Annotated in this window: 24 protein-coding genes and 1 riboswitch; of the genes, 14 read left to right on the forward strand and 10 right to left on the reverse strand. The window is 45.9% G+C overall.

The genetic code is table 11. The features are described 5' to 3' along the window. The first annotated feature begins 143 nt into the window (after positions 1 to 143). The 7 genes from tsaB to rseP all read left to right on the forward strand — a co-directional run bounded on the left by tsaB (position 144) and on the right by rseP (position 6,862). The gene (gene tsaB / locus JZY04_RS02085; RefSeq protein WP_005808245.1) at positions 144 to 833 is read left to right on the forward strand and encodes a tRNA (adenosine(37)-N6)-threonylcarbamoyltransferase complex dimerization subunit type 1 TsaB; all 690 of its coding nucleotides are present in this window, start codon (positions 144 to 146) and stop codon (positions 831 to 833) included. A gap of 49 nt (positions 834 to 882) precedes the next feature. Beyond that, complete coding sequence (locus tag JZY04_RS02090; RefSeq protein WP_005781202.1) at positions 883 to 1,500, forward strand: DUF4290 domain-containing protein; 618 nt, start codon at positions 883 to 885, stop codon at positions 1,498 to 1,500. A 47-nt stretch (positions 1,501 to 1,547) separates the two neighbouring features. Next, positions 1,548 to 2,852: a UDP-N-acetylglucosamine 1-carboxyvinyltransferase gene (gene murA, locus JZY04_RS02095; RefSeq protein WP_005808243.1), complete on the forward strand. Its 1,305-nt coding sequence runs from the start codon at positions 1,548 to 1,550 to the stop codon at positions 2,850 to 2,852. Continuing rightward, positions 2,849 to 3,391, forward strand: a complete 543-nt coding sequence (rimM, locus tag JZY04_RS02100; RefSeq protein WP_005808241.1) for a ribosome maturation factor RimM — start codon at positions 2,849 to 2,851, stop codon at positions 3,389 to 3,391. Before murA ends, rimM begins: the two co-directional genes overlap by 4 nt. Before the next feature lie 66 nt (positions 3,392 to 3,457). Next, positions 3,458 to 4,318, forward strand: coding sequence for a M23 family metallopeptidase (locus JZY04_RS02105; RefSeq protein ID WP_005821606.1), 861 nt, complete (start codon positions 3,458 to 3,460; stop codon positions 4,316 to 4,318). Positions 4,319 to 4,320: 2 nt separating this feature from the next. Then, positions 4,321 to 5,487, forward strand: a complete 1,167-nt coding sequence (locus JZY04_RS02110; protein ID WP_032531951.1) for a 1-deoxy-D-xylulose-5-phosphate reductoisomerase — start codon at positions 4,321 to 4,323, stop codon at positions 5,485 to 5,487. 19 nt (positions 5,488 to 5,506) lie between these two features. Continuing rightward, on the forward strand, positions 5,507 to 6,862 hold the full coding sequence (gene rseP / locus JZY04_RS02115) for an RIP metalloprotease RseP (RefSeq protein WP_122142501.1): 1,356 nt from the start codon (positions 5,507 to 5,509) through the stop codon (positions 6,860 to 6,862). Between the two features lie 102 nt (positions 6,863 to 6,964). On the opposite strand, the gene JZY04_RS02120 is transcribed toward rseP, so the two are convergent. Further along, positions 6,965 to 7,843 (reverse strand): hypothetical protein, encoded by an 879-nt coding sequence (locus tag JZY04_RS02120; protein WP_005808233.1) that lies wholly within the window; start codon positions 7,841 to 7,843, stop codon positions 6,965 to 6,967. A 193-nt stretch (positions 7,844 to 8,036) separates the two neighbouring features. Between JZY04_RS02120 and phnX the strand changes: the two genes are divergently transcribed. Together phnX and phnW are read left to right on the forward strand one after the other, a co-directional pair. Next, a complete protein-coding gene (gene phnX, locus JZY04_RS02125) occupies positions 8,037 to 8,828 on the forward strand; it encodes a phosphonoacetaldehyde hydrolase (protein ID WP_122142502.1) in 792 nt (263 codons plus the stop codon). Positions 8,829 to 8,834: 6 nt separating this feature from the next. After that, positions 8,835 to 9,923, forward strand: coding sequence for a 2-aminoethylphosphonate--pyruvate transaminase (phnW, locus tag JZY04_RS02130; RefSeq protein WP_005808229.1), 1,089 nt, complete (start codon positions 8,835 to 8,837; stop codon positions 9,921 to 9,923). Positions 9,924 to 9,930: 7 nt separating this feature from the next. Here phnW and JZY04_RS02135 read toward each other — a convergent pair whose 3' ends face one another. From JZY04_RS02135 to JZY04_RS02155, 5 genes are all read right to left on the reverse strand, one after another. Beyond that, on the reverse strand, positions 9,931 to 11,337 hold the full coding sequence (locus JZY04_RS02135) for an MFS transporter (protein ID WP_005808227.1): 1,407 nt from the start codon (positions 11,335 to 11,337) through the stop codon (positions 9,931 to 9,933). 235 nt (positions 11,338 to 11,572) lie between these two features. After that, positions 11,573 to 12,037: an anaerobic ribonucleoside-triphosphate reductase activating protein gene (nrdG, locus tag JZY04_RS02140; protein ID WP_005781186.1), complete on the reverse strand. Its 465-nt coding sequence runs from the start codon at positions 12,035 to 12,037 to the stop codon at positions 11,573 to 11,575. Between the two features lie 7 nt (positions 12,038 to 12,044). After that, complete coding sequence (locus tag JZY04_RS02145; protein WP_122142503.1) at positions 12,045 to 14,438, reverse strand: anaerobic ribonucleoside triphosphate reductase; 2,394 nt, start codon at positions 14,436 to 14,438, stop codon at positions 12,045 to 12,047. Between the two features lie 32 nt (positions 14,439 to 14,470). Continuing rightward, positions 14,471 to 14,654, reverse strand: a riboswitch (cobalamin riboswitch). Positions 14,655 to 14,777: 123 nt separating this feature from the next. Further along, positions 14,778 to 15,428, reverse strand: a complete 651-nt coding sequence (locus tag JZY04_RS02150) for a hemolysin III family protein (protein ID WP_005808222.1) — start codon at positions 15,426 to 15,428, stop codon at positions 14,778 to 14,780. 128 nt (positions 15,429 to 15,556) lie between these two features. After that, positions 15,557 to 16,456 (reverse strand): diaminopimelate dehydrogenase, encoded by a 900-nt coding sequence (locus JZY04_RS02155; RefSeq protein WP_005821599.1) that lies wholly within the window; start codon positions 16,454 to 16,456, stop codon positions 15,557 to 15,559. Positions 16,457 to 16,614: 158 nt separating this feature from the next. Between JZY04_RS02155 and ruvA the strand changes: the two genes are divergently transcribed. Next, positions 16,615 to 17,220 (forward strand): Holliday junction branch migration protein RuvA, encoded by a 606-nt coding sequence (gene ruvA, locus JZY04_RS02160; protein WP_005781178.1) that lies wholly within the window; start codon positions 16,615 to 16,617, stop codon positions 17,218 to 17,220. Between the two features lie 25 nt (positions 17,221 to 17,245). Here the strand turns inward: ruvA and JZY04_RS02165 are convergent, their stop codons facing one another. After that, positions 17,246 to 17,755, reverse strand: a complete 510-nt coding sequence (locus tag JZY04_RS02165; protein WP_032542745.1) for a GNAT family N-acetyltransferase — start codon at positions 17,753 to 17,755, stop codon at positions 17,246 to 17,248. Between the two features lie 72 nt (positions 17,756 to 17,827). Here JZY04_RS02165 and JZY04_RS02170 point away from each other — a divergent pair, with 72 nt between their 5' ends. Genes JZY04_RS02170 through rpiA form a run of 3 tightly spaced genes read left to right on the forward strand, consistent with a single transcriptional unit; the run spans position 17,828 to position 19,684 of the window. Then, positions 17,828 to 18,832 (forward strand): DUF3843 family protein, encoded by a 1,005-nt coding sequence (locus JZY04_RS02170; RefSeq protein ID WP_122142504.1) that lies wholly within the window; start codon positions 17,828 to 17,830, stop codon positions 18,830 to 18,832. Next, positions 18,813 to 18,953: a hypothetical protein gene (locus JZY04_RS02175; RefSeq protein WP_005808208.1), complete on the forward strand. Its 141-nt coding sequence runs from the start codon at positions 18,813 to 18,815 to the stop codon at positions 18,951 to 18,953. Before JZY04_RS02170 ends, JZY04_RS02175 begins: the two co-directional genes overlap by 20 nt. Positions 18,954 to 18,982: 29 nt before the next feature. After that, positions 18,983 to 19,684: a ribose 5-phosphate isomerase A gene (rpiA, locus tag JZY04_RS02180; protein ID WP_122142505.1), complete on the forward strand. Its 702-nt coding sequence runs from the start codon at positions 18,983 to 18,985 to the stop codon at positions 19,682 to 19,684. 169 nt (positions 19,685 to 19,853) lie between these two features. Here the strand turns inward: rpiA and JZY04_RS02185 are convergent, their stop codons facing one another. Together JZY04_RS02185 and JZY04_RS02190 are read right to left on the reverse strand one after the other, a co-directional pair. Next, positions 19,854 to 19,949: a smalltalk protein gene (locus JZY04_RS02185; RefSeq protein WP_156127618.1), complete on the reverse strand. Its 96-nt coding sequence runs from the start codon at positions 19,947 to 19,949 to the stop codon at positions 19,854 to 19,856. Positions 19,950 to 19,980: 31 nt separating this feature from the next. Next, on the reverse strand, positions 19,981 to 20,451 hold the full coding sequence (locus JZY04_RS02190; RefSeq protein WP_005808205.1) for an HU family DNA-binding protein: 471 nt from the start codon (positions 20,449 to 20,451) through the stop codon (positions 19,981 to 19,983). A gap of 267 nt (positions 20,452 to 20,718) precedes the next feature. On the opposite strand from JZY04_RS02190, the gene JZY04_RS02195 reads away from it, so the two are divergent. Then, the gene (locus JZY04_RS02195) at positions 20,719 to 20,964 is read left to right on the forward strand and encodes a DUF4248 domain-containing protein (RefSeq protein ID WP_122142506.1); all 246 of its coding nucleotides are present in this window, start codon (positions 20,719 to 20,721) and stop codon (positions 20,962 to 20,964) included. A 200-nt stretch (positions 20,965 to 21,164) separates the two neighbouring features. Here JZY04_RS02195 and JZY04_RS02200 read toward each other — a convergent pair whose 3' ends face one another. Further along, the gene (locus tag JZY04_RS02200) at positions 21,165 to 21,608 is read right to left on the reverse strand and encodes a BACON domain-containing protein (protein ID WP_010993437.1); all 444 of its coding nucleotides are present in this window, start codon (positions 21,606 to 21,608) and stop codon (positions 21,165 to 21,167) included. Position 21,609: the final 1 nt, after the last annotated feature.

The following is a 21,609-nucleotide window of genomic DNA, read 5'->3' on the forward strand; positions in this document are numbered from 1 at the left end:
GCTTGTATAAAATAGTCTGCTAAAGTACGCAAAAACTTAATTTAATGCAATGATTTTGAATGGAAATGCGCTTTATTTATATCTCGGTGCGGTAATCTGAAAATAATCATGTAAATTTGCGTCAATTTAATAATCTGATTATTATGTCGTGTATCCTACATATTGAAACCTCTACCGCTGTTTGTTCGGTAGCTGTGAGTGAAGATGGGCAGAATATTTTTGTGAAAGAGGACCTTAAGGGGCCTTCACATGCCGTTTCGTTGGGAGTATTTGTAGATGAAGCATTGTCTTTCATCGATAGTCATGCTATTCCGTTGGATGCGGTTGCCGTCAGTTGCGGTCCCGGATCGTATACCGGATTACGTATCGGTGTTTCAATGGCAAAGGGCATTTGTTACGGGCGTAATGTCCCGTTAATCGGTATTCCTACACTGGAGGTACTGAGTGTACCGGTATTGCTTTATCACGAATTGCCCGAAGACGCACTGATTTGTCCGATGATCGATGCCCGGAGAATGGAGGTATATGCGGCTATATACGACCGTGCGCTGAATGTGAGGCGTGAGATTTCAGCCGACATTGTAGACGAAAATTCTTATCTTGAGTTTTTAGAGAAGCACCCGGTTTATTTCTTTGGGAACGGGGCAGCAAAGTGCCGTGAAAAGATTACGCATCCCAACGCGCATTTTATTGACGACATCCATCCATTGGCAAAGATGATGTTTCCACTTGCCGAAAAAGCGATTGCTATTAATGATTATAAAGATGTGGCTTATTTTGAGCCCTTCTATCTGAAAGAGTTTGTGGCTTCCCAACCCAAGAAGTTACTTTGATACTTTTCAACCCTTTGGATTTTCTATTTTCAAATTAAAATTTAACTACATGCAGTATAATACTCAACAGAAAAGAATGCCGCTGCCCGAATATGGGCGCAGTATCCAGAATATGGTCGATTTTGCATTGACTATACAAGACCGTTCCGAACGCCAGCGTTGTGCCAATACCGTTATCAATATCATGGGTAACATGTTTCCTCATTTGAGAGATGTACCCGATTTCAAACATAAGCTGTGGGATCATCTGGCCATTATGTCAGACTTTAAGCTGGATATAGACTATCCTTACGAGATTATCCGCAAGGACAATCTGGTGACGAAACCCGATTCGATTCCTTATCCGAGCACTAAGATCCGTTATCGCCACTATGGCCGTACACTGGAAGTGTTGATTAAAAAGGCATGTGAGTTTCCGGAAGGGGACGAAAAGAAGAATCTGGTAGCCCTTATCTGCAATCACATGAAGAAAGATTATATGGCTTGGAACAAAGATACGGTGGACGACCGGAAGATCGCTGAAGATCTGGCTGAATTCTCAGGAGGTAAATTGCAGATGGATGACGAGATTTTGCGTTTGATGTCTGAACGTATTGCCCAGAATTATCGTCCGCGTACGAATAACAACAATAACCAGAGAAATAATAATCAGAGAAGAAAATTCTAAGCAAGGAGATTATTATCATTAATCATTAACCACTAATCACCTAAAACATGGCTTCATTTGTAATCGAAGGAGGACACAGGCTCAGTGGGGACATTCATCCGCAAGGTGCCAAAAACGAAGTGTTGCAGATTATCTGCGCTACGTTGCTTACCGCCGAAGAAGTGACAGTAAATAACATCCCGGATATTCTGGACGTCAATAACCTGATTCAATTGATGCGGGATATGGGAGTAACGGTGGCGAAGACAGGTGTCGATTCATATAGCTTTAAAGCTGAAAATGTAGATCTCGCTTATCTGGAGAGCGATGAATTCCTGAAGAAATGTTCCAGCCTGCGGGGATCGGTGATGTTGATCGGACCGATGGTTGCCCGTTTTGGCAAAGCAATGATATCCAAACCGGGCGGAGATAAAATCGGTCGTCGGCGATTGGATACGCACTTTGTGGGGATCCAGAACCTGGGAGCTGACTTTGCTTATAATGAAGAACGTGGGGTATACGAGATTTCGGCACAAGAGCTGAAAGGTACTTATATGCTGCTCGATGAAGCCTCTGTTACCGGAACAGCCAATATAGTGATGGCTGCCGTGCTTGCCAAAGGGATGACTACGATTTATAATGCCGCTTGTGAACCTTATTTGCAGCAGCTTTGTAAAATGTTGAACCGGATGGGAGCAAAAATTAGCGGCATAGCTTCAAACCTGCTGACGATTGAAGGGGTGGACGAACTCCATGGAACGGATCATACTGTATTGCCGGATATGATTGAAGTAGGCAGTTTCATCGGTATGGCTGCAATGACCCGTAGCGAAATAACCATTAAGAATGTCTCTTACGAGAATTTAGGCATTATTCCTGAAAGTTTCCGTCGGTTGGGCATTAAGCTCGAACAAAGAGGAGATGATATTTATGTACCGGCTCAGGACTGTTATCAAATCGAATCTTTTATCGACGGATCTATTATGACCATTGCCGATGCTCCCTGGCCGGGGCTGACTCCGGACTTGTTGAGTGTCATGCTGGTAGTGGCTACCCAGGCGAAAGGGAGTGTGCTGATTCATCAGAAGATGTTCGAAAGCCGCCTCTTCTTTGTGGATAAGTTAATTGATATGGGGGCCCAGATCATTCTTTGCGATCCGCACCGTGCAGTCGTTATCGGTCATAATCATGGATTTACTTTGCGGGGTGGCAATATGACATCTCCCGATATACGTGCCGGTATCGCCTTGCTTATCGCTGCGATGAGTGCCGAAGGCATTAGCCGGATCCATAATATTGAGCAGATCGACCGGGGATATCAAAACATTGAAGGGCGTCTGAATGCCATCGGAGCCAGAATCACACGCATATGATAAGAAGAGAAGACGTATATAAGATCGGATTATTCAATAAACCGCATGGTATCCACGGAGAATTGTCGTTTACCTTTACGGATGATATTTTTGACCGGGTGGACTGCGATTACCTGATTTGCCGGCTGGATGATATCTTTGTTCCCTTTTTTATAGAAGAGTACCGTTTTCGGTCCGACTCTACCGCTTTGGTAAAACTTGAAGGGGTGGATACGGCCGAACGTGCCCGGATGTTTACCAATGTGGAAGTCTATTTCCCGGTGGAGCATGTAGAAGAGGCCGAACCGGGAGAACTGTCATGGAGCTTTTTTGTGGGTTTTCGGGTGGAAGATGTTCACCACGGTGCTTTAGGTGAGGTGACAGACGTAGATACATCTACCGTTAACACTTTGTTTGTGGTGGACCGGGATGGAGATGAACTGCTGATTCCGGCACAGGAAGAATTTATAGCCGGTATTGACCAGAAACACAAAATCATTACAGTCGATTTGCCCGAGGGCCTGCTGTCTTTGGACGAGTGCGATGATGAAGAAAGTTAAATAGCATAAAGAAACAGGCGGCAAGTAAAGCGAAATGCTTACATTTGTACGCTATATCCTATAATAATGCCGAAAAAGAAACGCAGTAAAGCTTTTTGGAACAATATTAAGTTCAAGTACAAACTCACTATCATCAACGAGAATACGCTCGAAGAGGTGGTGGGACTTCATGTATCCAAGTTGAACGGGCTTTCCGTGTTACTTTCGGTTCTGACCCTGCTTTTCCTGTTTGCTGCTGCCATTATCACTTTCACCCCTTTACGCAACTATTTGCCGGGATATATGAACAGTGATATTCGTGCGCAGGTTGTAGAGAATGCCTTGCGGGTGGATTCTTTGCAACAGTTGGTGGACCGTCAGAATATGTATATCATGAATATACAAGATATTTTCAGCGGAACAGTGCGGGTGGATACCGTACAGTCAATGGATTCACTGACCACTATGCGTGAAGATTCGTTGATAGCCCGTTCCGAACGCGAAGAAGCTTTCCGTCGCCAATATGAAGAGACCGAAAAATATAATCTGACCTCTATTACCTCTCAGCCCGATGTGAACGGATTGATTTTCTATCGTCCGACCCGTGGTATGATATCCGATCATTTTAATGCTGAGAAGAAACATTTTGGAACCGATATTGCCGCTAATCCCAATGAAAGTGTTCTGGCTACCCTTGACGGTACAGTCATATTGAGTACTTATACGGCCGAAACCGGTTACCTGATCGAGGTACAGCATAACCAGGATTTTGTATCAGTCTATAAACATTGCGGTTCGTTGCTGAAGCGTGAGGGAGATACTGTGAAAGGCGGTGAAGCAATTGCTCTGGTCGGGAATAGCGGAACGCTCACTACCGGTCCGCATCTCCATTTTGAACTTTGGCACAGAGGACGGCCGGTTAATCCTGAAAAATACATTGTATTCTAATAATGAACGAGATAAAGAAAAAACAAATAGCTATCTTAGGTTCTACGGGCTCTATCGGTACACAGGCCTTACAGGTTATCGAGGAGCATTCCGAACTGTATGAAGTTTATGCACTGACTGCCTATAATAAGGTAGATCTCCTGATAGCTCAGGCACGTAAGTTCCTGCCTGAGGCTGTGGTTATAGCTAACGAAGAGAAATATGTACAACTGAAAGAGGCCCTCAGCGATCTGCCTGTTAAAGTTTACGCCGGTACTGCCGCTTTATGCCAGATTGTAGAGTCCGGTCCTATCGACGTCGTACTGACAGCTATGGTAGGCTATGCAGGGCTGAAGCCGACCATGAATGCCATTCGTGCCGGAAAAGCGATTGCGCTTGCCAACAAGGAGACGCTGGTTGTTGCCGGAGAGCTGATTAATCAGTTGGCGCAGCAATACCGTACACCGATTCTTCCTGTCGATTCTGAACATTCAGCCGTGTTTCAGTGTTTGGCCGGAGAGGTGGGCAATCCGATCGAGAAAGTAATTCTGACTGCTTCCGGTGGTCCTTTCCGTACATGTACCATGGATCAGCTGAAAACCGTGACGAAGGTGCAGGCATTGAAGCATCCGAATTGGGAAATGGGAGCCAAGATCACCATTGATTCTGCTTCGATGATGAACAAAGGCTTTGAAGTGATTGAAGCTAAATGGCTGTTTGGAGTACATCCCAGTCAGATAGAGGTGGTAGTACATCCGCAGTCTGTTATCCATTCGATGGTACAATTCGAGGATGGAGCCGTAAAGGCCCAGTTGGGTATGCCGGATATGCGTCTGCCTATCCAGTACGCTTTCTCTTATCCGGATCGTGTCAACTCGTCTTTTGACCGGCTTGACTTTTCGAAATGTACGAATCTTACTTTTGAGCAACCCGATACCAAGCGGTTCCGTAATCTGGCCTTGGCTTACGAATCGATGTATAGGGGAGGGAATATGCCCTGCATTGTCAATGCGGCTAATGAAGTGGTAGTGGCTGCTTTCCTTCGTGATGAAATCAGCTTTCTCGGCATGAGTGATGTGATAGAACAGACCATGGGACAGGTATCTTTCGTACAGACTCCTACCTATGATGACTATGTGGCAACCGATGCGGAAGCACGCCGGATTGCCCGTGAATTAATTTGTAAATAAATAAATTGTAAATAATCTGATGGAAACATTTTTAATCCGTGCCCTGCAATTGATTATGAGCTTATCTTTGCTCGTCATCATTCATGAAGGGGGGCACTTTCTCTTTGCCCGCCTGTTTAAAGTACGGGTAGAAAAATTTTGCTTATTCTTTGACCCTTGGTTCACACTATTCAAATTTAAACCTAAAAAAAGTGAGACAGAATATGCTGTCGGTTGGCTGCCTTTGGGAGGTTATGTCAAGATTGCCGGTATGATTGACGAGTCAATGGATACGGAGCAGATGAAACAACCCGAACAACCATGGGAGTTCCGCTCCAAACCTGCATGGCAACGCCTGTTGATTATGGTAGGCGGCGTGTTGTTCAACTTCCTCCTGGCCTTGTTCATCTACTCGATGATTCTGTTTAAATGGGGAGATCAGTACGTTCCCGTGCAGCAGGCACCGTTGGGTATGGAGTTTAATGAAACAGCTAAGGCTGTCGGCTTTCAGGATGGAGATGTTCTGTTGTCAGCCGATGGAGTTGACTTTGTACGTTATGACCCGGATATGCTTAGCCAGATTGCCGATGCTCGTGAGGTGACCGTGTTGCGTGAGGGTAAAAAGGCTTCTGTGTATATTCCCGAAGATATGATGCAACGCCTGTTGGCTGACAGTGTTCGTTTTGCTGAATTCCGCATTCCTTATGTGGTTGACAGTGTAATGGCTCATTCGCCTGCGGCAATAGCCGGTATCCAGCAGGGAGACAGTATCATTGCCCTCGATGGAAAGTCGATTTCTTATTCGGACTTCCTGATGGCTATGGCTGACCGAAGAAAGAATGTAGCAGCATTACAGAAAGATAGCCTCGATCCGCACCAGATCACGTTGACTTATGTACGCGACGGAAAGACAGATATGCTGACTGTGGTCACTGACTCCGCTTTCAAGATGGGGGTAGTGGCTATTCTGTATACAGATCAGCTTCTTCCTGTTATAAAGAAGGAGTATGGCTTTTTCGAATCATTCCCTGCCGGTGCGGCGTTGGGGGTGAAGACGTTGAAAGGTTATGTGGGTAATATGAAATATCTCTTCTCCAAGGAGGGTGCCAAACAGTTGGGTGGTTTCGGAACCATCGGCAGTATTTTCCCTGCAACCTGGAACTGGCACCAGTTCTGGTACATGACCGCTTTCCTGTCTATCATCCTTGCGTTTATGAACATCCTGCCTATCCCTGCACTGGATGGTGGACACGTACTGTTCTTGTTCTATGAAATCATTGCCCGCCGCAAGCCGAGTGATAAATTTATGGAATATGCACAGATGACGGGTATGATCCTGTTGTTCGGTCTCTTGATTTGGGCAAATTTCAATGATATACTGAGGTTCTTCTTTTAGACGGAAGTAACATCTTATAAATAAACTACGAGCTGCAAGTGATTGCGTGATTATTCCGCGGATACTTGCAGCTCGTGGTTTATTATCGTTAATTGTAGTTTTTTATATTTTCAGCATCTTCTTTTCTCTCTCCAGATCCGATTCATCCAACTTGGGTGACGGTACTGTACAGGTTTTTATGTAGTCGCCTTCCTGGCATGTATAGTTATAATAGATCTCTTCTTCCGGTGTCAGTTCCGCTTTGGGAATCAGTCTGCCTTCCATTTTCAGAAATGCGTCTATATCCGTGCTGTCCGATTGCTTCACCAGGACGATTCTCCGCGCTATCGGGTTGTGGTTGTAGTCCAGGCATAGATACAATCCCTTTAGCATGTTGGGATATTCATAATGTGGCAGTTGCAGATAAATGGTGACCATGGCAAACTGTGGCAGTTCCCGTTCGTTGAACATCAGATAGGAGTTTTGATGATTGCTGATGATGCCGCTTCCCCAATGTACCGATTTATAAGCATTGATCATGCCTACTTTGACGTAATCATTATTCTCTGATGCGCAGATCAGATAGGGTTCTGCCTTGAGACTGTCAGTCGATGAAGAGAGACTGTAACTCAGATATGTACCGCTATAATTATACACTTCTTCTACAGACCCCTGCATTTCTTTTTCCAGGAGTTTCAGGAACGTATTTCCCATGTTGTTTGTTTCCTGATCGGGTTCCAGGTCGAACAAGCGCTCCTTCATTCCGCTCAGATTGCCAAGCAGGCGTTTTTTCGACACATTGTTCACCAAAGCCAGTGCTTCGTCCAGTGCCTCTTCCTGTGTTTTGGTTTTTTGCAGATTCAGGTAAGCAGGAAGTACACTCGAATAGAGTGCGGACAACACACTGGGGGCCATATTGATCCAGTCGGCTATTTCCTTCATTTTCACTCCGTTGTTACGGAGGTATTCTATTCTTTTGTATATCTCTTCAAGTTCGTTCATGGTATATCGACACGTTGTTTGCATTGCAAATATATGACTTTTGGATTATATAATCATGATATGAATGTTACATTAATATTTCAGCAGAACCCTGCAGAATATAAATGAAATGAATCCTGCAAATTCATTTTTGCTCTGTCCGCTATGCCCTACATTTGCACCGGATTCAAAAACAAGGAAAAATAGATATAAAATGAAAAAGATTGAATGTATCATTATGGACTGGGCCGGAACTGCGGTCGACTACGGATGTTTCGCTCCGGTGGCCGCCTTCATCAAGGCCTTTGACGAAAAAGGGCTGACGATTGACGTCGTGCAAACCCGCAAACCGATGGGGTTGCCCAAGATTCAGCACATTCGTGAACTGCTGACTATGCCCGAAGTGAACGAGCAATTCACTGCCCGCTATCAGCGTGACTGGACGGAGGAAGACGTGGTGGAACTGAACCGGCTGTTTGAGAAATATCTTTTTGCTTCTCTGAAAGAGTACACAGATCCTATTCCGGGTGTAATCCCTACCTTGGAAAAACTCCGTGCCGAAGGACTGAAGATAGGCTCTACTACCGGTTATACGCGTGAAATGATGGACGTGGTGCAACCTGCGGCTGAGGCTAAAGGTTATCGTGTAGACTATTGTGCTACTCCGAATCTGCTGCCTGCCGGACGTCCGGCTCCGTACATGGTTTTCGAGAATCTCACAAAACTGGGCGTGCCGTGTCTCGATACCGTGGTTAAAGTAGGTGATACCATTGCTGACATCAAAGAAGGTGTCAACGCTAAAGTATGGAGTGTGGGAATCGTGTTGGGCAGTAATGAAATGGCACTTACTGAGAAGGAGGCCGGCAGTCTGTCCGAAACTGAACTCGAAGCCCGCGTCTCCGAAGTCAAAGAACGTATGCTGGCTGCGGGAGCCTCTTACGTCATTCGTAGCATCGAAGAACTTCCCGCACTGATTCAAACTATTAATTCAAAACTCAATTCTTAAAACGATATGAAACCTTATTTGTTATTAACTCCCGGACCTCTTACCACATCAGAAACCGTAAAAGAAACCATGATGACCGACTGGTGTACATGGGACGAGGATTATAACCTGCACATTGTGGAGGAAATGCGTAAACAACTGGTAGGCATTGCCACTCGCAATACGGAGGAGTACACTTCCGTACTTTTGCAAGGTAGCGGCACTTATTGTGTGGAAGCAGTTATCGGTGCTGCCATCGGAAAGAACGATAAACTTCTGATTTGCAGTAATGGTGCTTATGGTGACCGTATGGGAAATATTGCCGAATATTATCATATCGACTATGATCTCCTTGCTTTTGAAGAAACGGAACAGGTATCGGTAGACTATGTAGACGATTACCTGAGCAATAACTCAGACATTACTCACGTGGCTTTCGTTCACTGCGAAACGACTACCGGTATCCTGAATCCGTTGAAAGAGTTGGCGCATGTCGTGAAAATGCATGGTAAGAAGCTTATTGTGGATGCTATGAGCAGCTTCGGAGGTATCCCGATGGATGTCAGTGAACTGGGAATCGATTTCCTGATCAGCAGTGCCAATAAGTGCATCCAGGGTGTGCCGGGTTTTGGATTCATCATTGCCCGTCGTTCCGAGTTGATGCGTTGCAAAGGAGTTGCCCGCTCACTTTCACTCGATATTTATGACCAGTGGGAGACAATGGAGAAAGGACATGGCAAATGGCGCTTCACTTCGCCCACCCACGTGGTGCGTGCATTCAAGCAAGCTCTTACCGAACTGATTGAAGAGGGAGGAGTAGAGGCGCGCTACCGGCGTTATTGCGAGAATCACCGGGTATTGGTGGAGGGTATGCGTTCGTTGGGATTCAAGACTTTGCTCGATGATGCCATCCAGTCGCCTATCATCACTTCCTTCCTTTACCCGAAAGCAGGATTCGATTTTAAAGATTTCTATACTGCTCTGAAAGCTAAGGGATTTGTTATCTATCCCGGAAAAATCTCAAAAGCGGATACTTTCCGTATCGGTAACATCGGAGATGTACATCCGGAGGACTTTGCCCGCTTGGTAGAAGTTGTGAGAGAGACTGAATACTAATGAATGATTATTGAGTTTTTGTCTTTAACGTAGAAGGTTGTGAAAGCCGCATACTACTCACTACTGCTGCGACAAAAGCAAATCCGCTGCCTGCTATCAGACAGACCGCTGTACTTTTTTCGTGTACTACGAAACTGAAGAGTAAAGCAACCAGCGTTGTACCGAATGTCTGTCCTAAAAGCCGTGCCATACCCAACATTCCGCTGGCTCCCCCCGAACGTTGTGTAGGGGCGGAAGAGATGATTGTACTGTTGTTGGGCGTCTGGAAAATACCGAAACCTGCACCGCAAAGCATCAATCGCAGAATGATACTGATGACCGATGAATCTGCTGTTAATGTAGATAAAGAATAGAGCCCGATGCAGAATAATGCCATACCGATACTACCCAGTATGCCGGGATGGATGCGCTCCACAAGGTATCCGGCTGCCGGTGCTGTCACCAATGTGGCGATGGGCCACGGAGTCAGCAGCAATCCCGTCATTACTTCGCTGTATCCCAGTGAGTTTTGCAGGAAAAAAGGAAGAGAAACCATAGCCAGCATCTGTGCCGTGAACGAACAGATGGAAGTCAGGATCGATAACCTGAAGATAGGTATTCCCAGTAGGTCGAGCGGTAAAAGAGGGGATGGCTGGTTCAGTTGCCTGTGGACATAATACGTGCCGACAATGGCCAATACAGCCAGTTGGATGGCTATATAATCGTTTTTCTCGTGATGGGCAAATCCGTCCAGTGTATAGATAAGCAGTCCGAAGGTGATAGCGTTGGCTATGGCACTGAGCTTATCGAATTTCCGGTTGGAACGTTCTTCTTTTCTCGGCAGGTACTTGCATCCCAATATCAGGGCTGCAAGTCCCAGAGGGACATTGATGGCAAACAACCAATGCCACGAGGCGATGGAAAGAATGCCGCTTGCCACCGAAGGTCCGGCTGCAGCCGATATGGCCACTACCATGGCATTGATCCCCATGCCTCTTCCTATCTGATTTCGGGGATAGATGGTACGTAACTGGGCAGTGTTGACACTCGTGATGGCTGAGGCGCTGAAGCCCTGGAAAATGCGGGCAAGGGTCAGAGTCCAGAACGAATGGGACAGCGCACATATCAGGGAAGTGACTATGAACATGGCAATGCCTGAAAGAAAGATCTTCCGGTATCCGTATATTTCGCCTAACGACGAAAACGAAAGCAGCGATATCACAATGGCGAGCTGATACCCGTTGATGATCCAGGTTGTGACCGCAGGTGAAGTTCCGAAGTCGTGCGAGAGGGTCGGGAGTACTACATTGATGATATTGATGTCGAGCACCGACATACATAAGGCGAAAGAGATGCCGACAACTGCCCAGATGCGGCGATGGAGGGGGAGACCGTCAGTTTCGTCAATTTCCGAAGTTTGTGTAAGCTGAGCCATAAAGAACCTTTTAAAAGAACTGCCACAAAGGTAAACAAAGTCAAGCTTCTTCGGTTTGAGAGGACAATGATATATAAGTTTTTTTAATTCATGAATTTCAGCGAGGCATGTAGCGGAAGTCTTTTTCAATACGGATGACACAGATTTACACTGGATCTTATTGTTGATAATCAGCAAAATGAATCAGCAATCCATGTAAATCTGTGTCATCTGTAGTTCTGCTTCCGATACGCCTTCATGTGTATGTCAGCCTGATAATCCTCTGATTGCTGCTACCTCTGAATTCCAGATGTGGAGAGTAAAGTTCTTGTCTGAAGCGTCCGTCCACCAATACATCTATATAAGGTAGTACGGCAGCCAGTGCCGGATCTGCCTGAATCTCTTCGTACGTATATCCTGTATAGCACCAGATATTCTGTCCTGTCTCTTCTTTTATCCTCCGGATAAGCGGAAGAAACGCTTCCGGGTTGTAAAGGGGATCTCCGCCGGAGAAAGTCACGCCATCCAGTAACGGATTCGAATTGATTTCACGGATGATGCAGTCCAGACGCTTTTCTGTCAATTCATCTCCGGCCTGCGGATTCCAACTTTCCGGATTATGACAACCCGGACAGCCGTGCCGGCAACCTGCCAGATAGATGGAATACCGGATACCTTCTCCATCGACAATCGTTTCCGGATATGTATAAAGTATATTCATGACTTTATTACAGATGCTTCACGCGATCTCTCTCTTCTGCCCGTTTGGCGGAGTTCCACGAACTCAGGTCGCCCGTCAGATAACCTGTGATACGGCGCATGCGCAGGATATTCTCACTTTGGCATACGGGACATTTATCGTAAATCACTCCTTTGTATCCGCAGTTGTGGCAGGTGTCTACCGGGTGGTTGATAGAACCGTAGCCGATGCCTTCGTCAAACATTACTTTTACGATCTTGGCAATGGCGCGTACGTTTTTCTGGGCTTCTCCGTCCAGTTCCACATAAGTGATGTGCCCTCCGCGGGTGATAGCGTGGAACGGAGCCTCTCTTTTTATTTTTTCTACAATGCTGATCGGTTCTTTTACATCCACATGGAAAGAATTGACATAATAATCGTTGTCTGTCACTCCTTTGATTTTTCCGTATTTACGGCGGTCCATACGGGTGAAACGTCCCGAAAGTCCTTCGGCGGGTGTAGCCAGCACCGAATAGTTCAGATTGTATTTGGCTTTGTATTCATCAGCCACCTTGTTGATTTCCAGCACGGCTTCATAAAGGGTGTCCCATGCCTTCTGGTTGTGTCCGTGTCCCTCTCCATAGAGAGCCACCATGGCATTGTGTCCACCCAGGAAGCCGATACCCAGCGTACCACTGCGCAGCACGTCGCCTACTTGTTCGTTCGGGTTCAGGGCAGCTCCTCCTTTCCATACATCATTTCCCATCATGAAGGGGAATTGGCGTGCCAAGGCTGTACGCTGATATTGATAGCGCTCGTAGAGTTGTTCGGCTATCAAGGTAGCCGTTTCATGTATCGATTCGATGAAAATTTCTTTAGCCTTTCTCTCGACGGCATCTTTATTGTGTCCGTCCTCCGTCATATTTTCTGCTTTGATACGGGCTTCGATGGCAAGGCGCGGCATATTGAGTGTAGTGAACGAAAGGTTTCCGCGTCCCAAAGACGATTTCTCGCCGGCTACGTTCTCAAACACACGTGTGCGGCATCCCATGGTGGCCAGTTCGTAACGGTAACGTTGCGGGTCGTTGGCGTCCCATTTTTCGTTTTGGTTGAACGGGGCATCCAGAAACATAAAGTTAGGGAAGAGTGCTTTTGCCGTAGTGTGGCAAGCTTTTAGGAACAGGTCGAAGTTGGGTGCTTCAAATTTTAATTTACCTTCCATGGCAGCATCGAAATTAGCCATAGCCTTTTCATAATCGGCTTCTGTGTACGATACTCCGTTTTTTATCTTGAATATCTGAATGGGGAATACCGGCACTTCTCCCCTTGTGCCCAGTCCCTCTACGGTTGCTTTCAGTAATTCTTCAATCACCATGCGTCCTTCGGCCGAAGTGTCTGTTCCATAATTGATCGAACTGAACACTACCTGGTTTCCACCGCGTGAGTGCATTGTGTTCAGGTTATGGATAAAGCCTTCCATGGCCTGGTGCGTATCTTTCTGAGTCTGCACAAATGCTTTCTCTATAATTTGGTTCAGATGTTCTTTGTCGATATTGATCTGCAGGGCAGTCAGGCCCATGCGCAATGTTTCGCGTTCCAGTTCCGATGCTTTGATAGACGACAGATGTTCGGCAATCACTGTACGGATAGCCTTTTCTTCTATTTCTTCACCCTTGTTCATCTGTACATAGAAGCTGATGAATGATGCCAGGTGTTTACGGAATGATTTGCTCACGCCTTTTGCCATAAAGAAGTCGAATGCCGGTATGGCCTGACCCCCGTGCTGTTCGTTCTGGTTAGTCTGGAAAATAATGGTAGCCAGGGTAGCATAACTTTGAATGCTTTGCGGGGTACGTATACTGCCGTTCTTGGTTCGGAATCCACGTTCGAAGAGGTCATCCATGTCATACTGGATGCAAGTCGTGGTTTTGGTCGGGTAGTAATCCAGGTCATGGATGTGGATGTCTCCCAATTGGTGCGCCTCGGCAAAACGTTTCGGCAACAGATATTTATATGTATAGTCTTTGGTTACTTCCGAGGCAAATGTCATCATCTGTCCGGCGGGGGTATGACTGCTCATATTGGCGTTGCTCAGGTTGACATCGTTTTTATCGATAGCTACGATACCGTCCATCACATGCTTCATCTGAGTCTTTTTGTCTCGTTCGGTGTTTCGCCATTCCCGATAGATGATGTACTTTTTGGCTACTTCCGGACGAACCTTCATCAGCTCTTTTTCTACCAGGTCCTGAATTTCTTCTACCGTAATGGTAGGAGATGCAAATTGTCCGATTACGTTCATCGTGATGTCAGCAATCAATTGCTGTTCATCATTGATTCCTGTGGCACTAAACGCTTTTGATACAGCGTTCTTGATTTTACTGATGGAGAAGTCCTCCCTTTTACCATCTCGTTTGATGATACAAATTTCCGCGTAGTTCATAACTTTAACTCCCGAAAGCTTTAGATTTTTTTTAATATGTTTACTTTTTCAGCAGGTCTTCTGACTTATCTCTCCCTCGCAACGCCTTCCCACGCTGGGCGCAGTGGCATAGTGTGCGGATTCTCAGAGAATTACAGCAGCGGGTACTGTCGCCGATTTGCACAGCGTTCCCTTATGACTAAACCTCTTTTTAGTACTGAAATCTGCTACAAAGGTAACAGTTAAAGCAATAAGTTGTTCTTGTTTTAACAAGAATTTTTGGAGAACTTTTCTTTCTTCCTGATACAGAAAGTTTTCCAAAACGGGAAACTTTCGGGCATGAAATTTAAATGAAGTTTGCTAAAGAATCAGCCAGATAGCTATGATATGCCCTATGCTTCCGCCCAGACAAAACAGGTGGAAAACAGCATGTGTATAAGGTTTTCGCAACGAATAAAATACGGCTCCCATGATGTAGGAAGCCCCTCCTCCGATAAGCCACCAGAAGGCGGGAGAAGCTCCGATGGCGGAGAGGCAGTCCATCAAAGGTTTCAGGGCTACCAGGATGGCAGAACCCATTCCGACGAAGCAGACTGTTTCAAGATTACTGTGTTCTTTCAGCTTTTTGAAGGCCAGTATGAAGCCTACGATGGCCGACAGCCATACGAAAGCGAATATTCCCCAGCCCCAGCCACCGGCATGGCGCAATACCAATAAGGTAAACGGGGTATAAGTGCCTGCTATGTGCAGGTAGATGGCGCCGTGGTCGAATTTGCGGAGAAGTTCTTTACGGCTGCCGGGTCTTGAACCGTGATACCAGGTAGAACTGATATAGGATGCCAGCATTCCCGCCAGGTAGACCAGCACACAACCTGCCGCCCAATGGGGATGTGGGTTGGCAAGTGCTTTTTCCAACAGAAAATATCCTGCGGTGATACCTAACAGAATGCCTGCACCATGACTCAGGGTGTTGGATAATTCTTCGCCGTGTGAATATCGCTTGTTCTCCATTCGTGTGTATATAGGTGATGTGGTAGCAATTTAATAAGATGACCGCAGATTTGAGAGTTTCGACACACCCTCTTAAAATCTGCGGTCATCCTTTCCTTTTTAGAAGTATCTTGTATCAGGCAGCAGATTTATACCAGATGTCCGATCCATTCTTCGCGGTCGCCCGGCAACAAGTCGATTACCGGTACTTCCACCATGGTGTAGCATCCCGGTTGCTGCTTCATCGAAGCGCGTGCCACGCATACCAGTACCTGTGCGGTCAGTGCGGGATTGTTGATGCGCATGTTGAATTCGAACAACTGATTCTGGGTTTTTCCCGATACACCTTTGCGGGTCAGGTTTACACCGTGTCCCATGTCCAAGAGTGCATCCACGCTCGGCACTTGCTTTACGTGGGTTTCGTCGTTCACGAAATAAGCGTCCGATTTGATTGCGGCTGCCACGTCTTCAAATTTATATCCGTCTTTCAGTTCGATGTATACCATGCGGCGGTGGATTCCCGTTCCTGTGGGGATGGTCATTGACAAAGCCGCTTTCACTCCGTCGATTGCTTTCACGGCTACCGTGTGGCCCATGCTCATACCCGGACCGAAGTTGGTGTAAGTGATGCCTTTCGGAGCAATAGCCTCGAGCATGGTGCGTACGATGGAGTCGCTTCCCGGATCCCATCCGGCCGAGATGATCGATACCGCCCCGTGTTCTTTGGCGCAAGCACCCAGTTCACGGCGGAGATCTACGATTCCGGTGTGGATATCGAAACTGTCCACTGTATTGATTCCCATTGCGAGGATTTCTTTTGCGTATTTCTCAACGCTGCGGGTCGGAGTACAAAGAATAGCCACGTCTACTCCCTGAAGTTCCTTTATATCTTTAACTACTGCGTAATCATTCAGTTCAGCCGGCTTGTTCTCGGCACCTGCACGACGAACCACACCTGCTATCTCAAAATCGGGAGCCGCTTGGAGGGCTTCCAGCACATAACGACCAATATTGCCATAACCTACGATGGCTGCTCTTACTTTTTTCATCTTTTTATTGGTTTTGTTTAACACATTTCTTTATTTCGGTTGCAAAATTAGTCATTTTCTTTGTTTTTGAGTCTCTTAGGGGTGTTAAAGTTAGTTTTTGTTATTCAAGGTTCGTGAAGCACAATATTTATTATCTTTGCGTTCTGATTATAACCATTATGATAGAATACATCAAAGGCGAGATTGCCGAACTGAGTCCGGCAACCGCAGTTATCGATTGTAACGGATTAGGATATGCCGTTAATATATCACTCAACACTTATTCTGCCATTCAGGGTAAGAGCAGTTGTAAACTCTATATCTACGAAGCCATCCGCGAAGATGCTTACGTTTTATATGGCTTTGTCGACAAGCAGGAACGGGAACTTTTCCTGCTGCTGATTTCCGTTTCGGGCATTGGAGGAAACACGGCCCGCATGATTCTTTCCGCTCTTTCACCAGCCGAACTGGTGAATGTGATCAGTACCGAAAATGCCAATATGCTGAAGACGGTGAAGGGTATCGGACTGAAAACAGCGCAAAGGGTCATTGTCGATTTGAAAGATAAAATTAAAACCGGTGCCATGGCTGCAACTGCCGTGGGAGGTGCTGCCGGTGCTTTGTTGCCGGCAATGAATGCTGAAGTGCAGGAAGAAGCCGTTGCCGCCTTGACGATGCTGGGCTTTGCCGCAGCGCCTTCTCAGAAAGTGGTGCTTGCCATTCTGAAGGAAGAGCCCGATGCTCCGGTGGAGAAAGTCATTAAGCTGGCTTTAAAGAGACTCTGAGAACAGTTCGGCAGTATAAGGAGGCTTATAAGATTTTCTGATACATCCTCAAATCCAGTTTTTTGCCGAACTTTTCCGCTACCTGCCGGATGTTTGCGCAACACTCGAAGCCACATCTCTCAAACAGGCGTATGCTGGCTTCGTTTTCTCCCGAAACCAGTGCCATTATATTGCTGAAGCCTTCTTGCCGGATGATATCTTCCAGTCGGAGTATGGTTTGTTTTCCATACCCCTGACCTGTGAACTCCGGCTTCAGGTAGAGGGTCAGTTCTACCGAAATGCGGAAGGCTTCTCGGGGCTTGAAACGTGCGAAGTAGCAGAATCCGCAGGGAGTTCCTTCGGGAGTTTCAATGATGAACGACCGGTAGACGGGATCGCCTACGGGGATGTAGTTTTTCAGTTCGTCGATGGAGGCGCAGTGTACAAAGTACACCACTGTCGTGTGGAGGGTGTAATAATCGTAGATGTCTTTTACAAAAGGCAAGTCGTTTTCCGTGAGCGTTCTGAGCGTAATATCCATTGCCGTAAAGTTCATTAATTGCCGCAAATGTAGCTAATCTTATCAGAAAAGAAGTACATTTGTTTCCGTAAATCAACACTCCAATTCATGAAATTGCAAAAAATATATCGTCAACAGTGGATGGAAGCCCATCCACGCATGCAATCGGCAGATACCGATCAGTGGTACGTGGATTTTGCCAACAGGCTGTTGCCCGTACTTGAGAAGTCGGAGCTTACCGGACAGATGATTCATAAGAACCGGGCTGTTCTCTATTTCACCTGGTATCTGGAAGATTGTGTGAATAATTCCGGTAGCTGGAATACATTCATCCGGTTGCATAAACAGTTGTATGGACGTTTCCTGCCTTTTTACACACTGACAGAGTCGTATGCCGATGATGAAATAAATCCCGAGGATGTATCTTTTCTGCTGTGGACGCTTCTTTCTCCCGTCACGGATAGTTCTCCGTCTCCTTGGAATCCGTTTGACAGTTCTCTGCTTCAGCTCGCATCCGATGTATATGCGGTGCTCGATGCCCATTTTGAACAGGCTCCCCTTACCGGTGATGAATCCACGGAGTGGTTTCCGGATGTCCGTGCCTTGTTACCCCCTCCGGGTCCTGTTTTGGATGTCTTGCCGGAAATGAATCTCCCCCGTGATGTAGCGAACTTCCTGAGTGCTTCCGGAGGAAAACAGGTTGTATATTTAAAAGACTATGTTGATTTGCGTCGCTTCTGTGTCGATGCGTTGAAGTGGGCCGATGAAGAAGATTTGTTAATGCCCGAGTTGGCCGATGAAGAAGATTTTGTGTTTTTTGCCAATCCGAAAGGTGTCTTGCTGGCTCCCAATATTGCCGCTTGTTTCCGCGACGAACGAAATCCGGAATATAATCCGGAGATTGCCGAACAAGAAGGGGCCGAATTGTTTTATATTCCGGGGCTTTGTCCCATCGACTTGTTGCACTATGCCATGCAGCACGGCTTATTGCCGGAGGTCGCTTTTCCTTTCGGGGATGGCAGGAGGCTGTTGCACGAGAACTGGGATTTCATAGCCCGCAGGTATTTAGGTAAATATTATAATGAAGATTTTTATGAAGAAGAGCGGAAATAGCAGTGACCGTCCGGGTAGCGGACGTCCCAAAGCTTCGGGAGGCAAGAAACCTACCGGTAAGCGGATCGGAAAGTCGAAACCTTCAAAAGCCAATAACCAGCTGAACCGTAGGGTGAAATAAGTTGTTATCTGTTATAAACAGGTTTTATTATGAAATGGGAAAGTAGTTTGATGGAACATCTCCAATGGCCGGACACGATAACCAACCGGAAGAGTAAAGAGAGGTTGGCCCGTATGATTGCCATGCGCGTACAAGAAGGCGAGGTCATTGGGGCTGGCTCCGGATCGACCGTATATCTGGCATTGCTCGCTATTGCCGAAAGGATACGTACGGAGAATCTGCACGTCACCGTAATCCCTGCTTCGATGGAGATATCGATGGAATGTGTCCGCTTGGGCATTCCGCAGACTACTTTATGGATGTGCCGTCCCGACTGGACCTTCGATGGAGCAGATGAAGTAGATCCCGACCGCAATCTGATCAAGGGAAGAGGCGGAGCGCTGTTCAAGGAGAAGCTGCTGATAAGCAGCAGCAATCGTACTTTCATTTTGGTGGACGAAAGCAAACAGGTTTCTTTTCTGGGAAGCCGTTTTCCTGTCCCCGTCGAAGTCTTTCCGATGGCTTTGCCCTACGTAGAGAGGGAAATCCGGGCAATGGGTGCTTCACGTACCCAACTGAGGCCGGCTAAAGGTAAAGATGGTCCTGTGATCACCGAAAGTGGAAACCTGATTCTCGATGCCTGGTTCAGCAATATTCATTCGTCTCTTGAAAAAGAAATCAAGTCGGTGACGGGTGTTATAGAAAACGGACTGTTTATGGGATATGATGTCGAGGTGATGGTAGCAAAATAAGATCGGAAACGGTTGATAGTACGAAAACTGAAGAGGATGTATCAAAACCCACCACAGAGTGACACAGAGGTGATTTTAAGTTGTTGATTATTAATGAAAAGACTCTGTGATACTCTGTGCTACTCCGTGGTGAAAAGAGTTATGACACATCCCTTTTAGCTTTCGTTGCCTACAAGTTCATCGCATTTCCTCCAAGGACTCCCAGTATGGCAGATGCCACTGCGATCATAACTTTTAAAATTGTGTTCCAGTTTGATTTCTTCATTTTTCTACACCTCCTTTCATGTGATTCTGATTTATGCCGTCGGGTCATCCACAATGTCTCCGTCACCGTCTTTTCCCGTTTCCTTTCCTTCCAGTGCCGCTTTGATGTCGATAAACTCGATTCTGTCACCGGCCCGGGTCGATGTCAGGTTCGGACGTACGCTCGACGACGGACGAAAGTTTATTTTCACCGCCATTATGTTTTTGGCCGTACAGTCTTTTTCCGTATCCACCCCTTTGGTGCGTGCCGAAAGGCTGAATACTCCGAAATCCCGGATATTGACCGACTGCCCGTTGTAGAGTGAGGTACGCATCGCCTCTACAAAATTGGTGAGTACACTTTTGATATCTCCCAATGATAACGAACTTTTCTCCTTCATTTCGTACGCAATGCTTTCCAGGCTTGCGCTTTGACCTAAAGTGACCAGTTGCGGATAAAATTTCTCTATAGCATCCGCTTTTCGCGGATCCTTTCTCGCGATTTTTTTGTATGGAACTGCCATTGTCTGATAGTTTTTTATGGTTAATAATTAAGAATGCATCCGGAAGGTCGGACGAGCTCTTTCCCTTTCTTCCGGTATGTCAAAGATACCGCTTTGTAACCCCTGTTTTGTGCTTGTTGACGTGGGTTGAGGCGGTATGGATAAAAGATGGAAAATCAATGAATGTTTTGTGAAATAGTATGACTTTTGTTGTAATATATCGTTTGTTTTTGCTATCTTTATGCTATTGTAAAGTTCCGATTATTTATTAATTTAAAATTGAAAAACATGAAAGATTTAGAAGATGACGAGAGAGAGTTTCCTATCCGTGTATATACAAAAGTCGAGTTGGCTCTGCTTTATGCACCCCATTTGTCTGCGAATGCCGCCCTCAATAATCTCAGCCGTTGGATGCGGCACAACAAACTCCTGATGGCTGCGCTCGAGGAGGTGGGATACTATAAATACCGCCATTCATTTACGCCCAAGGAAGTTCGTCTGATCTTTCGATATATGGGAGAGCCGGGAGCATAAAATTGGAGAGAAACCAATACCGGTATTGGTTCGGAGGATTTGATAAGAAGTTGAACTTGTGCAATTTATGCACAAGTTCAAAAATAAGATGATACAAATACCTTTATCATCTGTATGTATTCAGCAATCAAACAGATAAAAGTAGCCGGAATAAATTTTGTTCGTACTTTTCTCTTTTGTGGTAACGAAGCTTTTTTATTTTAATCTTGATAAACAGCTAGTTGTGTAGGTAAAGCGACACTCCAGACATTGAATATCAAACTTCTTCTCATATCAGAATTATTCGGCTTTACTTTCACATCAATGTATTTACAATTTGCTCCAGAATTAAACATAAACTCAATCCAATCATTGCTTATATGAACAATATTATCAATGGTATCCATTTTCATTGTTTCCTCCTTACCTGAATGGGTGGTACAGTTGGTATAATCCCATTGCGGACCGCGACTCCCTTTGACCTTGATGGTATATTCTCCCCCTTCTTTTGAAAATCGGATAGGATTCGGCTTGAAATTAACCACAGCGGCTACTCCACCGTCTCTACAAGAATAGGCAATAATAATTATACTGAATAATAGTACAAAGATTTTATATCCTTTTTTTAATATTTCCATTTGGTTCTGTCTTTTTAATTCTTTCATT

This window comes from Bacteroides sp. 11BF, from assembly GCF_019633765.1.
Lineage (GTDB): Bacteria > Bacteroidota > Bacteroidia > Bacteroidales > Bacteroidaceae > Bacteroides > Bacteroides hominis.

Bases quoted from the DNA above. Each gene is read 5' to 3' on its own strand.
- murA (WP_005808243.1), top strand. From the start codon at position 1,548: ATGGCTTCATTTGTAATCGAAGGAGGACACAGGCTCAGTGGGGACATT.
- JZY04_RS02145 (WP_122142503.1), bottom strand. From the start codon at position 14,438: ATGAACTACGCGGAAATTTGTATCATCAAACGAGATGGTAAAAGGGAG.
- JZY04_RS02120 (WP_005808233.1), bottom strand. From the start codon at position 7,843: ATGAACGAACTTGAAGAGATATACAAAAGAATAGAATACCTCCGTAAC.
- JZY04_RS02170 (WP_122142504.1), top strand. From the start codon at position 17,828: ATGAAATTGCAAAAAATATATCGTCAACAGTGGATGGAAGCCCATCCA.
- JZY04_RS02135 (WP_005808227.1), bottom strand. From the start codon at position 11,337: ATGGCTCAGCTTACACAAACTTCGGAAATTGACGAAACTGACGGTCTC.
- JZY04_RS02175 (WP_005808208.1), top strand. From the start codon at position 18,813: ATGAAGAAGAGCGGAAATAGCAGTGACCGTCCGGGTAGCGGACGTCCC.
- ruvA (WP_005781178.1), top strand. From the start codon at position 16,615: ATGATAGAATACATCAAAGGCGAGATTGCCGAACTGAGTCCGGCAACC.
- JZY04_RS02185 (WP_156127618.1), bottom strand. From the start codon at position 19,949: ATGAAGAAATCAAACTGGAACACAATTTTAAAAGTTATGATCGCAGTG.
- JZY04_RS02165 (WP_032542745.1), bottom strand. From the start codon at position 17,755: ATGAACTTTACGGCAATGGATATTACGCTCAGAACGCTCACGGAAAAC.
- JZY04_RS02090 (WP_005781202.1), top strand. From the start codon at position 883: ATGCAGTATAATACTCAACAGAAAAGAATGCCGCTGCCCGAATATGGG.
- rpiA (WP_122142505.1), top strand. From the start codon at position 18,983: ATGAAATGGGAAAGTAGTTTGATGGAACATCTCCAATGGCCGGACACG.
- JZY04_RS02200 (WP_010993437.1), bottom strand. From the start codon at position 21,608: ATGAAAGAATTAAAAAGACAGAACCAAATGGAAATATTAAAAAAAGGA.
- JZY04_RS02195 (WP_122142506.1), top strand. From the start codon at position 20,719: ATGAAAGATTTAGAAGATGACGAGAGAGAGTTTCCTATCCGTGTATAT.
- rimM (WP_005808241.1), top strand. From the start codon at position 2,849: ATGATAAGAAGAGAAGACGTATATAAGATCGGATTATTCAATAAACCG.
- rseP (WP_122142501.1), top strand. From the start codon at position 5,507: ATGGAAACATTTTTAATCCGTGCCCTGCAATTGATTATGAGCTTATCT.
- JZY04_RS02105 (WP_005821606.1), top strand. From the start codon at position 3,458: ATGCCGAAAAAGAAACGCAGTAAAGCTTTTTGGAACAATATTAAGTTC.
- tsaB (WP_005808245.1), top strand. From the start codon at position 144: ATGTCGTGTATCCTACATATTGAAACCTCTACCGCTGTTTGTTCGGTA.
- phnX (WP_122142502.1), top strand. From the start codon at position 8,037: ATGAAAAAGATTGAATGTATCATTATGGACTGGGCCGGAACTGCGGTC.
- JZY04_RS02110 (WP_032531951.1), top strand. From the start codon at position 4,321: ATGAACGAGATAAAGAAAAAACAAATAGCTATCTTAGGTTCTACGGGC.
- JZY04_RS02150 (WP_005808222.1), bottom strand. From the start codon at position 15,428: ATGGAGAACAAGCGATATTCACACGGCGAAGAATTATCCAACACCCTG.
- JZY04_RS02155 (WP_005821599.1), bottom strand. From the start codon at position 16,456: ATGAAAAAAGTAAGAGCAGCCATCGTAGGTTATGGCAATATTGGTCGT.
- phnW (WP_005808229.1), top strand. From the start codon at position 8,835: ATGAAACCTTATTTGTTATTAACTCCCGGACCTCTTACCACATCAGAA.
- JZY04_RS02190 (WP_005808205.1), bottom strand. From the start codon at position 20,451: ATGGCAGTTCCATACAAAAAAATCGCGAGAAAGGATCCGCGAAAAGCG.
- nrdG (WP_005781186.1), bottom strand. From the start codon at position 12,037: ATGAATATACTTTATACATATCCGGAAACGATTGTCGATGGAGAAGGT.